General features: G+C 34.7%; 17 protein-coding genes. 16 read left to right on the forward strand and 1 reads right to left on the reverse strand.

Annotated features, from left to right (window positions below; genetic code table 11):
- Window positions 1–33: 33 nt before the first annotated feature.
- The 14 genes from BLR54_RS01000 (at window position 34) to BLR54_RS01065 (ending at window position 10,899) form a co-directional block, all read left to right on the forward strand.
- The gene (locus BLR54_RS01000) at window positions 34–888 is read left to right on the forward strand and encodes an HNH endonuclease (protein WP_090416360.1); all 855 of its coding nucleotides are present in this window, start codon (window positions 34–36) and stop codon (window positions 886–888) included.
- A gap of 227 nt (window positions 889–1,115) precedes the next feature.
- A complete protein-coding gene (locus tag BLR54_RS01005) occupies window positions 1,116–1,328 on the forward strand; it encodes a Maff2 family mobile element protein (protein WP_090416361.1) in 213 nt (70 codons plus the stop codon).
- 87 nt (window positions 1,329–1,415) lie between these two features.
- On the forward strand, window positions 1,416–2,282 hold the full coding sequence (locus BLR54_RS01010) for a VirB6/TrbL-like conjugal transfer protein, CD1112 family (RefSeq protein WP_090416362.1): 867 nt from the start codon (window positions 1,416–1,418) through the stop codon (window positions 2,280–2,282).
- Window positions 2,283–2,296: 14 nt separating this feature from the next.
- The gene (locus BLR54_RS01015; RefSeq protein ID WP_090416363.1) at window positions 2,297–4,822 is read left to right on the forward strand and encodes a VirB4-like conjugal transfer ATPase, CD1110 family; all 2,526 of its coding nucleotides are present in this window, start codon (window positions 2,297–2,299) and stop codon (window positions 4,820–4,822) included.
- Entirely contained in the window at window positions 4,822–6,153 is a 1,332-nt protein-coding gene (locus BLR54_RS01020; protein WP_090416364.1) for a C40 family peptidase, read from the forward strand. Before BLR54_RS01015 ends, BLR54_RS01020 begins: the two co-directional genes overlap by 1 nt.
- Window positions 6,154–6,162: 9 nt before the next feature.
- On the forward strand, window positions 6,163–6,432 hold the full coding sequence (locus BLR54_RS01025; protein ID WP_090416365.1) for a DUF4315 family protein: 270 nt from the start codon (window positions 6,163–6,165) through the stop codon (window positions 6,430–6,432).
- The gene (locus BLR54_RS01030) at window positions 6,416–7,084 is read left to right on the forward strand and encodes a DUF4366 domain-containing protein (protein ID WP_090416366.1); all 669 of its coding nucleotides are present in this window, start codon (window positions 6,416–6,418) and stop codon (window positions 7,082–7,084) included. Before BLR54_RS01025 ends, BLR54_RS01030 begins: the two co-directional genes overlap by 17 nt.
- An 11-nt stretch (window positions 7,085–7,095) precedes the next feature.
- Window positions 7,096–7,398: a DUF4316 domain-containing protein gene (locus tag BLR54_RS01035; RefSeq protein WP_090416367.1), complete on the forward strand. Its 303-nt coding sequence runs from the start codon at window positions 7,096–7,098 to the stop codon at window positions 7,396–7,398.
- Window positions 7,355–7,693 carry a plasmid mobilization protein gene (locus tag BLR54_RS01040; RefSeq protein WP_090416368.1) on the forward strand — a complete coding sequence of 113 codons (339 nt, stop codon included), beginning with the start codon at window positions 7,355–7,357 and terminating at the stop codon, window positions 7,691–7,693. The genes BLR54_RS01035 and BLR54_RS01040 overlap by 44 nt, the downstream gene beginning before the upstream one ends.
- Before the next feature lie 67 nt (window positions 7,694–7,760).
- On the forward strand, window positions 7,761–8,045 hold the full coding sequence (locus BLR54_RS01045) for a hypothetical protein (protein WP_090416369.1): 285 nt from the start codon (window positions 7,761–7,763) through the stop codon (window positions 8,043–8,045).
- A gap of 69 nt (window positions 8,046–8,114) precedes the next feature.
- Window positions 8,115–9,278 (forward strand): relaxase/mobilization nuclease domain-containing protein, encoded by a 1,164-nt coding sequence (locus tag BLR54_RS01050; RefSeq protein ID WP_090416370.1) that lies wholly within the window; start codon window positions 8,115–8,117, stop codon window positions 9,276–9,278.
- A 153-nt stretch (window positions 9,279–9,431) separates the two neighbouring features.
- Window positions 9,432–9,725, forward strand: coding sequence for a SpoVG family protein (locus BLR54_RS01055; protein ID WP_176761819.1), 294 nt, complete (start codon window positions 9,432–9,434; stop codon window positions 9,723–9,725).
- Between the two features lie 43 nt (window positions 9,726–9,768).
- Window positions 9,769–10,230, forward strand: a complete 462-nt coding sequence (locus tag BLR54_RS01060; RefSeq protein ID WP_176761820.1) for a hypothetical protein — start codon at window positions 9,769–9,771, stop codon at window positions 10,228–10,230.
- Window positions 10,231–10,365: 135 nt separating this feature from the next.
- Window positions 10,366–10,899 carry a hypothetical protein gene (locus BLR54_RS01065; RefSeq protein WP_090416373.1) on the forward strand — a complete coding sequence of 178 codons (534 nt, stop codon included), beginning with the start codon at window positions 10,366–10,368 and terminating at the stop codon, window positions 10,897–10,899.
- Between the two features lie 37 nt (window positions 10,900–10,936).
- Here BLR54_RS01065 and BLR54_RS01070 read toward each other — a convergent pair whose 3' ends face one another.
- Entirely contained in the window at window positions 10,937–11,617 is a 681-nt protein-coding gene (locus BLR54_RS01070) for a hypothetical protein (protein WP_090416374.1), read from the reverse strand.
- Window positions 11,618–11,848: 231 nt separating this feature from the next.
- On the opposite strand from BLR54_RS01070, the gene BLR54_RS01075 reads away from it, so the two are divergent.
- Complete coding sequence (locus BLR54_RS01075) at window positions 11,849–12,685, forward strand: DNA adenine methylase (protein WP_090416375.1); 837 nt, start codon at window positions 11,849–11,851, stop codon at window positions 12,683–12,685.
- Window positions 12,686–12,696: 11 nt separating this feature from the next.
- Entirely contained in the window at window positions 12,697–13,986 is a 1,290-nt protein-coding gene (locus BLR54_RS01080) for a type II restriction enzyme (RefSeq protein ID WP_090416376.1), read from the forward strand.
- Window positions 13,987–14,047 lie beyond the last annotated feature (61 nt).

Raw genomic sequence — 14,047 nt, forward strand, 5'->3', positions numbered from 1 at the left:
TAAATAATCATTTATAAGTGAGGAGTATTAATAATGAAATGGTTACGTGTTGCAAATATTGAGAAATATGATGTTGTTGGTGCTTTTAATGAGTTTGACTCATTGTATTGGAAAAAATCAAATTTTTCTATAAAAGTTGGAGATATAGTTTATCTATATGTTGGTAGACCAATATCAAAAGTAATGTATAAAACATTATGCACTAAAGACAACTGTAAGAGTTCTGAGCCTGAAGGTCAAAAAGATATAAAATATTGGTTAGAGAATAATTCGTCTGGTGAGTATGACTGCGTAGAATTAAAACTTTTACAAAAATATGATGGTGAAGGATTATCTTTAAATGATCTGCAGCAAAGAAGTTTAATAAATGGAAACATTCAGGGTGCTTTTAAAGAACAGAATTATGAAGAGTTATTTGAATACATAACAGATAAATTTGATTCTGCAGCTATAAATGTGGACCAATTAATTGAGGAGTATGAGATTGGTACCGATGAATTTAAAAGTGGTTATGAAAAAGAGTTATTAATCAAGGCGAGGGTCAATCAAGGCTATTTTCGCGATTTATTAAAATCAAAGTACAAACAATGTTGTTTGTGTGGGGTAGATGATAGCGGTTTATTAATTGCTAGTCATATAAAGCCTTGGAGTGTAAGTGATAAAAATGAGAAGGTGGATATAAACAACGGACTTTTGTTATGTCCAAATCATGATAAATTATTTGATGGCGGTTATATTTCATTTGATGAATTTGGCAATATTCTTGTATCAAAAAAATTAAGTGAACGTAATAAGATGTTTATGAATATAAATAGAGATATGAGAGTTGATATAAATAATCAAAATAGAGACTATTTTGAATATCATAGAAAGCATATTTTTAAATAACTAAAAGTGTACATAGGCCAGAACTCTGGGGACGCCCAGAAGCTTCTGGTCTATTATTATGCCCAAAATCAGGCGCAGGTTTAAGGCATGAGAAGAAACTATAAACTATATTTTTTAAGAAAGGAAAATTCGGAAGCTCGCTGCTTCCGAATGAAGGTACGAGGATGATGGTGAGATTCCGGATGAAGGAAAGAGAATGATGGTGAGGTTCCGAACCAGGTATCAAAATGGCATATTTTAATTCAGGTGTACAGGTAATGCAGACATTAGTAACAGCAATTGGAGCAGGCTTAGGAGTATGGGGAGCTATAAACCTTCTTGAAGGTTATGGTAATGATAACCCAGGTGCTAAGTCACAGGGCATGAAGCAGTTCATGGCTGGCGGTGGTGTTATTCTTATTGGTATTAAGATGATTCCACTTCTCTCAGGTTTGTTCTAAGAGGTGTTTCTAAAAACTGAATACTGAAACTGAAATTGGGCTGGGGCAATTGCTTCCAGCCTTTGTTTTTGTAAAGGAGACTACTTTATGGAAGATTTATTTAATGCGGTTTCTGATTATGCGAAAGATAAACTAATAGATGGAATCGTATATCTTTTGGAAGGTCTCTTTGGTGATGTAAATACGATGGTAGGAAGTGTTTCGGCTAAAGTATCAATTGGGCCAGCAGAGTTCTTGCCTAACGTATATCCGATGATAAAACAAACGTCAGAAGATGTACTTATGCCAATAGCAGGAATAATACTAACGTTTATAGCATGCTACGAGATGATTCAGTTAGTAATATCCCATAATAATCTGGCTAACTTTGAAACATGGATCTTTTTCAAATGGTTTATTAAGACTGTTATAGCTGTAGAGCTTATTACACATTGCTTTGATATCACGATGGCAGTCTTTGATCTGACCTGTGAGGTTGCGGCAAATGCTGGAAGCTTTATTCAGGGTTCTACTGAGATTACTGGTCTTGAGATGGCGCATTTAAAGTTTAATCTTGGACAGATGGGGTATGGTGAGCTGCTTGCTATCTATGGTGAAATAGCGATGCTATCAACAGGATTCAAGATAATATCCCTAGTGATATTTGTTATTATCTACGGACGTATGATTGAAATCTATTTATTGATTTCAATGGCTCCAATTCCATTCGCAACATTTGGAAATAGAGAGCAGAGTCATATTGGGCAAAACTATTTTAGAAGTCTGTTGGCTATAGGATTCCAGGGATTCTTAATAATAATCGTTGTAGGTATATATGCCATGTTAATTCAAAACATAACGTACTCAGATGATGTGGTTGCGACTATGTGGGGATTGTTTGGATATAACATACTTTTGGCATTCAGTTTGTTTAAGACTGGAACATTATCAAAGAGAATATTCTCAGCACAGTAAATGAAAGGGAATGTATGGCAGTAAATGTAAACGTCCCAAGTGATTTATCCAAGGTAAAGGAAAAGATTGCCTTTGGTCTGACTAAAAGGCAGGTAATCTGTTTTTCTCTAGCTGCACTTATTGGAATACCAATATTTTATTTGGTAAAGAAGCTTAATGTAGATATCAGTATTCCAACTCTTGCTATGATGGCGGTTATGATGCCGCTATTTTTTGTGGCTATGTATGAGAAGAATGGCGAAAATCTGGAGAAAATCATACAAAGGGCGATAGAGTTTAAGTTTAAAAAGAATCAGGAAACTGAGCTTTATGACAGGATGTATGCTGACGGTATTTGTCTAACGGATGGAGATTTCTATTCTAAGACAATTGAGTTTAAAGACATCAATTATAAGCTGGCTTCTGAGGAGAATCAGCAGATGATATTTGAAGCGTGGAAGACATTTCTAAACTTTTTTGATACATCTGTTGAGTTTGAAATAACCTTTGCAAACGTATATGCGAAGGAAAATGAGTTGAGAGACAGACTAACAATCAAAAGGCAGGGGGATGCATTTGATGAACTTAGGGATGAGTATTCTAAGATGCTGCTTCAAAATAAGGGCAGTCTTACAGATTCATTAACTAAGACAAAGTATCTCACTTTTGGTATTCATGCTTCATCACTTAGAGAAGCAAAAGGTCGTCTTAATAAGATTCAGGATAAAGTGATTGAAAACTTTGAGCAGATGGGTGTTGACTCCAGGACATTAGATGGCATGGAACGTCTTCAGATATTTAGAAGGCTGGGATTTAATACCAGAGAGTTTGCCAGTGAGACATCTTATCCAACAAAGAGCACTTTTAAGAAGAGTAATTACTTTGGTCAGGTATCTTGCTTTTCCTATGATTCACCAGAAATATCAGATCAGTTTATTGAGAACCTCTTAAGCTTTGATTCAGAGCAACTTGTAACTATTCACTTACAGTCTGTTAATCAGAATGAAGCTATCAGAGGTGTTAAGAGAAAGATAACTGATATCGATTCAAATAAGATTGATGAGCAGAAGAAAGCGGTTAAGGCTGGCTATGACATGGATTTGATTCCAAATGATTTGAACCTATATGGTAAAGATGCCAGCTCGATTCTTTCTAATCTGCAGAGTCAGAATGAGAGAATGTTTAAGATGACATTTCTTGTTATGTCTAAAGGTGAAACAAAGGAATCACTTAAGAATAATGTGAAGCAGACGAAGAGTATAGCTCAGCAGTTTAGCTGTGAAATATATCCGCTTGAATACAGGCAGGATAAGGCTATTAAGTCAGTACTTCCTTTAGGAGTGAATCTGATTAAGAAGGATAGAAATGTAACCACATCAGCGGTAGCTGTGTTTGTTCCGTTTCTTATTCCAGAACTTGATAAGACGGATGAGAATGATTTGTACTATGGAAAGAATGCTCTTACAGGAGAGTTAATCTTTGCCGACAGAAAAAAGAACAATAATCCAAATGGAATGTTCTTTGGAAAGCCAGGTTCAGGTAAATCTCTGGCAGCTAAGCGAGAAATCGCCAATGTAGTTTTATCAAGTGATGATGACATCATTATCAGCGATCCAGAGCGTGAGTACACACCATTGGTAGAACTATTTAATGGTCAGGTAATCCATATCAGCCAGAAGTCCACTCAGTATATTAATCCTATGGATATTAATGATAACTATTCTGATGGCGAGGATGCAGTTTCACTTAAGGCGGAGTTTCTTCTGTCATTATGTGAGTTGATTCTAAATCAAAGGGATGGTTTATCTGGTATTCAAAAGACCATTATTGATAGGTGTATTCGCAATGTATATGAGGAATATTATAAGAATCCTATTCCAGAGCGAATGCCACTTTTAGAAGACCTCTATAAGGAGCTTATGGCTCAAAATGAGCCAGAGGCAAAGGAGGTTGCAACTTCTCTTGAGCTATATGTAAAAGGCTCTCTAAATGTCTTTAATCATCGCACAAACGTAAACATTAACAACAGAATAGTTTGCTATGACATCAAAGACCTAGGCAAGCAGCTTAAGAAGGTTGGAATGCTTATTGTTCATGATCAGGTGTGGGGCAGAGTCACTCTTAATAGAGATTTAGGAAAGACTACTCGCTACTACATGGATGAGTTTCATCTACTTTTAAAGGATGAGCAGACAGCGGCTTATAGCGTTGAAATCTATAAGAGATTCAGAAAATGGGGCGGTATTCCAACAGCTCTTACACAGAATGTAAAGGACGTTTTATGTAGCCCAGAGATTAGCAATATCTTTGAGAACTGTGAGTTTGTTTACATGCTTAATCAAGGATCAGAAGATAAGCAGATTTTGGCAGAGAGTCTTGGCATTAGTGAAGCTCAGCTTAAGTATGTGACGAATGCTCCTTCTGGCAGAGGATTAATGTTCTGTGGAAGTGTGGTTATTCCATTCAAGGATAACTTCCCTAAGGACAATATCCTTTATCAGTATCTGACTACAAAGCCAGAGGAACTGGCTCAGATTAAACAGAGGAAGGGAGGCTTGTAGTGTATGACTATAACAAGGATGAGAACGTAGGTGGTGAAGCCTTAGATTTAGGTGTTGATACTGGTAGATTACTTCATGATGAGTCTAAGAGAATCATAAAGAAGAGAATTAAACGAGCTCAGATTAGAAAGGCACAAGAAGAGTCGGCTAAGGCTGCAGCAAAATCAGCTAGAGCCAGTGCAGAGGCGTCAAAGAAGCTTGCAGAAGAATCAGCTAAGCTTGTAAAGCTTTTGTTTGGGGCAACTAAAAAAGTCATAACGTCTATTATTGCCTTTATAGTAGATAATCCAGTTGTGTTGATTGTCATTGCAGTTATATTAGCGTTGTTTTTGCTTTATAAGGCTTTTTCTAGTGCAATCACGAGTTATATGTCAGGTATGGGTGAAGGTGTTCTTATGGGAACCTATACAGCTTATGACGATGATATCATCGGTGTTAATTCAGATTACTCAAAGCTTGAAAAGGAGCTTCAAAAGACGATTAACAACACCGAAAGGGATTTTCCTGGATATGATGAGTATGAATATAGGTTAGAGGAAATTGGACATAACCCATATGAACTTATTTCATATCTGACTGTTATGTATGAAAACTTTACCCGTGCTGAAATGAAGCAGGTAGTAAAGGATTTGTTTAATGAGCAATATGATTTGAGGTATTCTCAGCGAACAGAGACGAGAACCAGAACTGTTACCAAGTATAAGATGGAAAACGGTTCATTAGTACCATATGAAGATACTGAGACTTATACAGTAACAATCCTTAGAGTAACTTTAAGTAATAGAGGCTTGGGAAATGTAATAGCATCTAAACCTTTAACTAATGTTCAAAAGGCAAGATATGATTTGCTCATGGAGACACAGGGGAATAAGCCAGATCTTCTAGATGACCTATACACTGATGTAGAGATTCCAGATGAGTATGAAGTGCCACCAGAGTCTCTTACAGATCAGACTTTTGCATCTATGATTTCAGAGGCAGAGAAGTATCTGGGACGAGCTTATGTGTGGGGAGGCAGTAGCCCTAGTTCAGGCTTTGACTGTAGCGGATTTGTATGTTGGGTACTCAATCACAGTGGATGGAGTGTGGGAAGAACAGATTGTAATGGGCTTAAATCCAAGTGCACTATTGTTTCACCTGAGGAGGCAAAGCCCGGTGATTTGATTTTCTTTAAAGGTACTCAAAAGAGTAAAAGAGGTGCAACTCATGTTGGAATCTACTGCGGGAATGGAATCATGATACATTGCGGTAATCCAATTCAGTACACATCTATTAATACTAAATACTATCAGAATCACTTTTTATGCTATGGCAGATTGCCTGAGAATTAGGAGGGCATTATGTTTGAAAAATTAGATAAGGCGTATGCAGAGTTAAAGAGAATCAGAGCCAAAAGAATTGAATGGGAAAACAAGGAAAAGGCTCAGGAAAAGAGATGTGCAGAGTTAGAAAAGACCTGCATTCATGAAATCATGGTTTCAGAAGAACTGACTCCTAAACAGTTAGCAGAGCTTATAGTTTATGCAAAAAACAATCTGCCTGGGGATAAGCCAGTGAATGAAATCGTAAATACAGAAAAGGAGGATGAGAACAATGAAACTGAAGAGTAAGCTTTTAATGATGGCGCTTATTGGTGTGCTTAGTATAGGAGCATTTCCTATTACAGTAAAAGCACAGGTGCCTGATAATGTGGACACCTCAGTTATCGATGAGGATGAATCGGAGGAAGATATTGAAGAGGCAACTGGTCCACTTACACCTGATGGTAATCTTACTATCGTAGATGATTATGGTAAGAAGAATGAGGCAGGTAAACAGTTCATCACAGTTACTACAAAGGATGGAAACATCTTTTATATCATTATCGATAGAGATGATACTGGAGAGAACACAGTGCACTTTCTTAATCTTGTGGATGAGCAGGACCTGATGTCTCTTCTTGATGATGACGAAAAGGAAGAGCTTGAAAAGCAAAAGGAAGCTGTAGCAACGCCAGCACCTACAACTGAAAATACAGAATCTGAGGATACAGATACGCCAGATGATTCAAAGAAAAAGACCACTAAAGACAGCGGTAAAGGTAACATTGCAGTGATTTGTATATTACTTGGAATGGCTGCAGTAGGTGGTCTTTATTTTTACAGTAATAAGGGTAGCTTCATCAAGAAAAAGAAGGGGCCTATCATCGATGATGGTGAAGAGTATATAGAGATTCCAGTGGAGAGCGATAATAAAGATTCAGCTGATTCAACAGATGAGTAGGAGGTGAGCTTATGGATGGATTAGACATTGCAAATGATAGACTTTCTAAGGAAGAGGAGCTTTCTGATATTGAGGAAAACATCATGGAGCAGCATACGATTTTTTCTAAAAAGAATCATTTGAAGAATGCTGAGGATGCTATCGAAGGTAATGATAATAACTTCGATGGAATAATAAACAATCTTCCTGATGATAGTCCAGCAGAGCAGAGTTATAAGAAGTCCAAGGAGTTTCAAGAGAAAATGCAGAGAGCGTGGGAGGCTGATAGAATTGCAAAAACGCACAAACCGCATCACAGTGAGATTGTCCGATGATGAGCTTGCAAGAATGAAATTCAAGATGGATGAAGTTGGTGTCAGCTGCATGAGCGCTTACATGAGGAAGATGCTTTTAGACGGATATTGTGTAAAGGTGGATTACAGTGATATTAGAGAAGTTTGTAGGTTGGTTAGGATATGTTCTAACAATCTTAATCAATATGCAAAGAAAGCAAATGGACTTGGTGTAGTTAATCAGGCAGATATAAATGACCTGAAGATGAGGTTTACAGATCTAAGTAAAAACACCAATGAACTAAAAAACATTTTTGCATCCTTAAAATGTAATTGACATCCTTGCATTTATTTTTAATTTGAAATATTCTCAAGAAAAAGTATTGAAGCAGGAGGTTTTTGATATGACATTCTTAAGAGTATTGGCAAAAGTAGCAGTGTTTCCACTTATCCTTTTACTTGGATTAGCATCAGCTTTTACTAAGGTATCTGTTCGCCTTGGATGTTATGTAGGTGGATTTATCATTAATCTATTTATCATATGTGCAGTCATAAACCTACTGGCTCACAACATTCCAATTGCAGCAGTATGCGGCGTATTTATCCTTGGAATATTTGGAATTTTATTCTTTGCAACAAACATAGAATTGCTTTGTAATGATCTTCGGGATGTATTAAAGCAAATCTAAATTTATTGATTAGAGAAGCGGTCTTTCTAGAAATAGAGAGGCTGCTTTTTTGATGGAAAGGAGAATCTGATGGCAACAACAAGACTCATGCCTATACATGTATCAGCAGGAAAAAGTGTCTTGCATAGCTTAAAGGCCAGAATGGATTATTATCGAAATGGTGATAAGACAGAAGAGGGAAAATTGCTAAGTGGATACGAGTGCGACCCAGAAACAGCAGAGGAAGAGTTCATGCTTTCTAAACAAGAATACCACAATTCAAAATGGTCCATTCGTAAAAACGAAGTAATTGCTTACCAGATCAGACAGTCATTTAAGCCTGGAGAGATAACACCTGAAAAAGCAAATGAGATAGGTTATGAGCTTGCTATGAGATTCACGAAAGGCAAATATGCTTTTATAGTAGCGACACATGATGATACTAAGCACATTCACAATCACATAGCTTTTAACTCTGTCAGTGTTGATGGAAAGAGCAAATTTAAGAACTTCTTTAATTCATCTTTTACGCTACAGCATCTATCAGATTTAATCTGTTTAGAGAATGGTTTATCTGTCGTTGAGGAAAGAAAAAACAGGTATAAGGGTAAGGCTAAATCTAAAAAGAAGGCGCTAAACATAAAAGATGGAAAGCTAGAGTTTGTAAAAGATCTAGAGAATAAAATTCTTGAAGGTAAAGGAAAAGGCTATGTTAATTGGGCCAAACGTTTCAATGCAAAGCAGCTTTCTAAGACGATTCTATTCCTTCAGGACAAAGGGATTTCTTCATTTGAAGAGCTGAAAGCTCTCACTGATGAGAAGAATTTAAAAATGAATGAGCTCAAAGAAGTGATGAAATCTAAAGAAAAACAGCTTGGAGAAAATAAGAAATTGCAAAATGCCATAATTGATTTTGCTAAAACAAAGCCGGTTTATGATGAGTACAAGAAACGAAAATTTTCTAAAAGCTTTTATGAGGAACATGAAGGAGAATTGCTTGTGTATAAAAAGGCAGTGGCTGTTTTTGATGAAAGTGGATATAAGAAGATTCCAAAGTTGAATCAGCTAAGACAAGACTATGGTGTTATCCTGCAGGAGAAGAAGGATGCTTTTAGTGAGTATCAGCAGCTACAAAAGGATTTTAAAGATTATCTAATTGCCAGAAAGAATCTGGAGATAATCTACGAAAAGGAAGAGCAGCAAAAAGAGAAAAGTTCGAAGTCGAAGACTTCGTTGCTAGACCAGAATTTGTAATTCTAAAGATTACAAAACTGGTCTTTTTTCGTTTTTGTCGGACAAAAACATTGCTTGCAAGGAACCCTGACGGACCCAATCAGACCCTAGATACTTGCTTAAACTGTTTTTGTTCTTTAAAAGAATTTTGAAAAAGTAAAGGAGATGAAAGTCATGAAAATTGAAATTAAGACAACCAGATTAGAAAAACCAACAGGACATGTTAAAGGTCTTTCGACTGTGACTTTTGATGAAAAGTATGCAGTGAGAAATATCTCAATTGTAGAAAGCAAGAAGGGCGGCTTATTCGTATCTATGCCTAACTACAAGATGAAAGAGCCAGATGAAAATGGAAATGCCCAGTTCAAGGATATCGCATATCCGGTTACAAAGGAGTTCAGAGAAATGCTTTACGGCAAGATCCTTGATAGCTTTAAGAATGATGAGAAGGTGGAGTTTACGGTTTAAGGGGAGGATGACTTTGAAGGAGAAGATGTTTTCAAAAACGGAAATGAAGAGAATAATGGTTCAGCAGAAGCGTGTATTCATCAGAGATGTATTTAAAGAATTTATGATTGCTTACACTGAGGCACTAAGTTGTGCTAGAGATTCAATGACGATGACAGTGACAGTTAAGAATGATAATCATTACATTACCTTTGAAGAGTTTGGAAAGCATTTCAAGCTCTGTATTTTTACAAATGGAAATGTGGTTCTTCGCATGAAAGAGCACAATGAGGATGAATACGAATATTATTTCTTTGAATTTGTTTCTGATGTAAAAAAGCAGCATGAGTTTGTTGAACATTTAAGACATGGTTTAGCTCGTAAAGTAATGAATGTAGCATTGCAGACGGATTTTTCTTATAAGCTTTTTATGGAATGTACCTGGTGTGAGTATGAATTTGAAAAAGCATACGAGGATGCATTGCTAGATTTAAGCTGGAATGGGAAATTAGTACATGGCAGCTGAGGCTGCCATGGTACATAAGAAAGTGATAATTATTAAACGTACATTATGATATTTCTGGTAACGGTTTAATCACATTTTGGTGTTATCTTTCTAGATAGTTAAAGAAATCGTTTTCTAATAGAAAGGACATAATTCATGAATAAAATTAGAGTCTTTGATGTAATAATTCTTATATTAATTTGCATTAGTTTGGGTTTGAATCTAATGGTTTTAAAGAAATTGGATGTTGAATCTGACGCTTCTAATACTGAAATTAGTACAGACATTGATAAAAAATCTGCTGATTTTGATTATAACAATATAACGACTATATGCCTTTATAAAGACTTTGATGGTGAGAGACGTATTGGTGAACATAATTATACTTTTGAGTTAAGAGAAAATAGAAATAAAGCAGAATTTCATTATCAAGGCTCAGAAGATGATTATGATTATCATGCTGGCGATTTTTCTATGTCTGCATTTGAAGGTTTATTGGCAAAAGTAACAGAAGAAGAATTGTCTATTTATGAACCGCAATCAGATGCTAATGGTAAGCTTATATACACTACAGAAGATTATGTAATATCATTAAGACATCCAGGAGATAATGAGCCTACATATTTTAGTGCACCTTCAAATATAGATGAAATTGTAAGTATTTTTGACGGAATGAAGGATTCTTTATAATGGTTCCTATATAGTAAAGGTTAGGCTGAGGTGAAGCCTAACCTTTATTGTATGGATTTGGAATAGGTGGTTTATCTGTAAAATACCAAAGACCTGTATATTTTTTGCACCATCGAATATAAGTGGATAGCATTTGCGGGATTTGGCTAGGACTTTTTGCACCTATTTGTTTTGCAATTTCACAGTTTCTTTTTCCAGATAGTGCTGCATTAATTACAATAATGTATTTTGGATTTGAAGTAACTTTGTCAGCCATATCTATTAGATTGTTAAAGCTTATAATTTGTTTTAATCGTTCTGTTGTTTTTAAGTTTTTTCCATCATCATTAAGTAGTGCATCAATTTGTTTTCTAATACGTTTAGATTCAGTGCTTTCTGTATTAGAGAATATATATTGCTTTGAAAGCATTTTTGATTTAACTAAAAATTGTTGAAAATTTGCAATATGAGTTATTTGGATACTATTTAAATTTAAAATTTGTCGTTTCATGTCTGTGAGACCTAAAAGGTCGATATCTTTTGGTGTTATGCCATTTATTATTTTATGCATTATAAGATATAAATTAGTGTAGTAATGATATAGTGAGTCAATAATTTTTCCTAATTCCTCTGGAGAGTTTGAATCTTTAATTTCTTCAATATAATCGGTCACATAGATTGGTAAATTAAAAAGAGTTTCTTTTGATTTTTTAGTCAGTTCCTTTTCTATCGTTTTCATATTTTGAGCACCTCATAAAAAAATCTATTATTATTATGGTACAAGACAAATGTGTTGATTTTGTTTTTGAGAAAACATAGGCTGTTTTTTATAATATACAAGTAACGAAATTAATCGTACATATAAGCTTGTCTGATTGAAAACGATAATATGTTCGATTTTTTTGATTTACGGTAAGAGTATTTTTTGATAGAATGTAGGGGAATATGAAGGTAGTTTAGGAGTGAAAAAATGGCAAAAAATCTATTGTTAAGCCCGATGTTGAAATGGGTCGGAGGAAAAAGGCAGTTATTGTCAGATATAGTACCTATGATTGATGATAAATGCTCTACTTATGTAGAACCATTTGTTGGGGGTGGCGCAGTTTTGTTTAGCATGCAGCCTAGGAAAGCCATTATTAACGATTACAATGAAGAATTAATCAATGTTTATACAACTGTTAGAGATAACTTAGAAGAATTATTAGATAAATTAAAGGAGCATGAATCTAAAAATTCAGCTGAATATTTTTATGAAATAAGAGCTTTAGACCGTGAAGAAGCTTTTGCTAATATGTCTGCTGTTGATAGAGCGGCAAGAATTATTTATCTAAATAAGACTTGTTACAATGGATTATATAGAGTTAATTCTGCTGGACAGTTTAACTCTCCATATGGAAAGTATAAAAATCCGAATATTGTTAATGAACCTGTGATTAGAGCAATTTCTAAGTATTTTACTACAAATGATATTAAAATTCTTAATGGAGATTACAAGGATGCGTTAAAAAACATAAATAAGGATTCATTTGTTTACCTTGATCCTCCATATATGCCGATATCATCGTCATCATCTTTTACAGGATATACTGAAGGTGGTTTTGGATATAGCAAGCAAGTTGAATTAAAGGAAGAGTGTGATAAATTAGCAAAAAAAGGGATACATTTTGTTCAATCTAATTCTGATTGTGAAGAGATTAGAGAATTGTATAAAGATTATAAGATAAAGACTGTTAAAGCCAAAAGAAGTATTAATAGTGTAGGTAATAAACGAGGAGAGATTAACGAAGTAATTATCTATAATTTTTAGGGGGACTACAAATGAATGCTAATGAGGCTTGGCAAAAGCTTATAGATAAATATAATATTTTAAAACATGTTGATGATAATGGCATTTTTCATATAAAAGCGAATGAAATCAAAGAGTTTAAGGAACCTAGGCTGATGGCAAAGTGGGACTGTAAAGCTGCTTTGCCATCTGTTTTTAAAGCTAATAATTTGAATATATTACCCGATAGTAGAACTTCGTATGTATTGGGGAGATTTCTTCTTTATAAAGAAATTCCAGAGTTAACAGAATCGGTTAATAAAATGGATTACGTTGAACTCCCAGATTATGAAACAATAGATGTTAATAATATTTCTTCTGAAGCTAATGCAATCAATGTACTTATTCTATCTGGAATTTTAGACGATTTCCTTGAAGACGAGGGTACTGTTGAGACGTTCAATGGAAGAATGGGGACTGGGGAATTTGATTTTGTTGTTGATACTGTAGATGGTAATAAACAATTTATAAGTGTCAGAAATGCTCAATGTGAAATTGATGGTGGTTTTGAAAATGATAGTGATGTAATTATTATGGAAGCCAAGAATGTTTTGAATGAAGACTTTCATATCAGGCAGTTATATTATCCGTATAGGTTGTGGAAAAAGAAAGTAACTAAACCAATTAGGTTAGTTTTTTCAATATATTCAAATATGATATTTCGATTGTTTGAATATAGATTTGTTGATGAAAATGATTATTCATCAATTGAACTGGTTAAGACAAAGAATTATTCGCTACAAGATACTACAATCGAAATAGAAGATTTGATAGATGTGCGAAAGAAAACAGATGTAAAGTATCAGGATAATCAAAATGTTGATCTAAAGGTTCCATTCATTCAGGCAAATTCTTTTGAACGAGTTATTTCATTACTCGAAAACATGAAGGATAATCCTATGACTACAGAGCAAATTGCTCAACTTATGGAATTTGATGAGAGACAGTCGGATTATTATTATAATGCAGGTGCTTACTTAGGATTGTTTGTTAAAGTTAGGGAAGATAAACAAACAAAAATTATCTTAACTAAATTGGGTGAAGAAGTACTATCCTTAAATTATAAGCAACGTCAGTTAAAGTTCGTTGAGTTAATGCTGCAACATAAAATATTTGCCGTTTGTTTTGACATGATTCTTGAAAATGATGGTGAAATGCCAGATAAAGAAACTATCGCTGATTTAATGAGAAATTATAATGTATGTAACGAAGGACAGATTATTCGAAGAGCAAGTTCTGTTCAAGGATGGTTGAAATGGATTTTTAACCTTAGAAATTTATAGTGCAATTAAAATTTATAATAATTAAGAATGTTATGAAATCAGAAAGGGGAAAAATGGTTTA

Origin of the sequence: Pseudobutyrivibrio sp. YE44, assembly GCF_900104335.1 — a bacterium.
In the GTDB taxonomy this organism is placed as follows: Bacteria; Bacillota; Clostridia; order Lachnospirales; family Lachnospiraceae; genus Pseudobutyrivibrio.

What these genes read in the sequence shown, in the direction of transcription:
- BLR54_RS01000 (WP_090416360.1), top strand. Translation starts at nt 34, where the DNA reads ATGAAATGGTTACGTGTTGCAAATATTGAGAAATATGATGTTGTTGGT.
- BLR54_RS01005 (WP_090416361.1), top strand. Translation starts at nt 1,116, where the DNA reads ATGGCATATTTTAATTCAGGTGTACAGGTAATGCAGACATTAGTAACA.
- BLR54_RS01010 (WP_090416362.1), top strand. Translation starts at nt 1,416, where the DNA reads ATGGAAGATTTATTTAATGCGGTTTCTGATTATGCGAAAGATAAACTA.
- BLR54_RS01015 (WP_090416363.1), top strand. Translation starts at nt 2,297, where the DNA reads ATGGCAGTAAATGTAAACGTCCCAAGTGATTTATCCAAGGTAAAGGAA.
- BLR54_RS01025 (WP_090416365.1), top strand. Translation starts at nt 6,163, where the DNA reads ATGTTTGAAAAATTAGATAAGGCGTATGCAGAGTTAAAGAGAATCAGA.
- BLR54_RS01030 (WP_090416366.1), top strand. Translation starts at nt 6,416, where the DNA reads ATGAAACTGAAGAGTAAGCTTTTAATGATGGCGCTTATTGGTGTGCTT.
- BLR54_RS01035 (WP_090416367.1), top strand. Translation starts at nt 7,096, where the DNA reads ATGGATGGATTAGACATTGCAAATGATAGACTTTCTAAGGAAGAGGAG.
- BLR54_RS01045 (WP_090416369.1), top strand. Translation starts at nt 7,761, where the DNA reads ATGACATTCTTAAGAGTATTGGCAAAAGTAGCAGTGTTTCCACTTATC.
- BLR54_RS01050 (WP_090416370.1), top strand. Translation starts at nt 8,115, where the DNA reads ATGGCAACAACAAGACTCATGCCTATACATGTATCAGCAGGAAAAAGT.
- BLR54_RS01055 (WP_176761819.1), top strand. Translation starts at nt 9,432, where the DNA reads ATGAAAATTGAAATTAAGACAACCAGATTAGAAAAACCAACAGGACAT.
- BLR54_RS01060 (WP_176761820.1), top strand. Translation starts at nt 9,769, where the DNA reads ATGAAGAGAATAATGGTTCAGCAGAAGCGTGTATTCATCAGAGATGTA.
- BLR54_RS01065 (WP_090416373.1), top strand. Translation starts at nt 10,366, where the DNA reads ATGAATAAAATTAGAGTCTTTGATGTAATAATTCTTATATTAATTTGC.
- BLR54_RS01070 (WP_090416374.1), bottom strand. Translation starts at nt 11,617, where the DNA reads ATGAAAACGATAGAAAAGGAACTGACTAAAAAATCAAAAGAAACTCTT.
- BLR54_RS01075 (WP_090416375.1), top strand. Translation starts at nt 11,849, where the DNA reads ATGGCAAAAAATCTATTGTTAAGCCCGATGTTGAAATGGGTCGGAGGA.
- BLR54_RS01080 (WP_090416376.1), top strand. Translation starts at nt 12,697, where the DNA reads ATGAATGCTAATGAGGCTTGGCAAAAGCTTATAGATAAATATAATATT.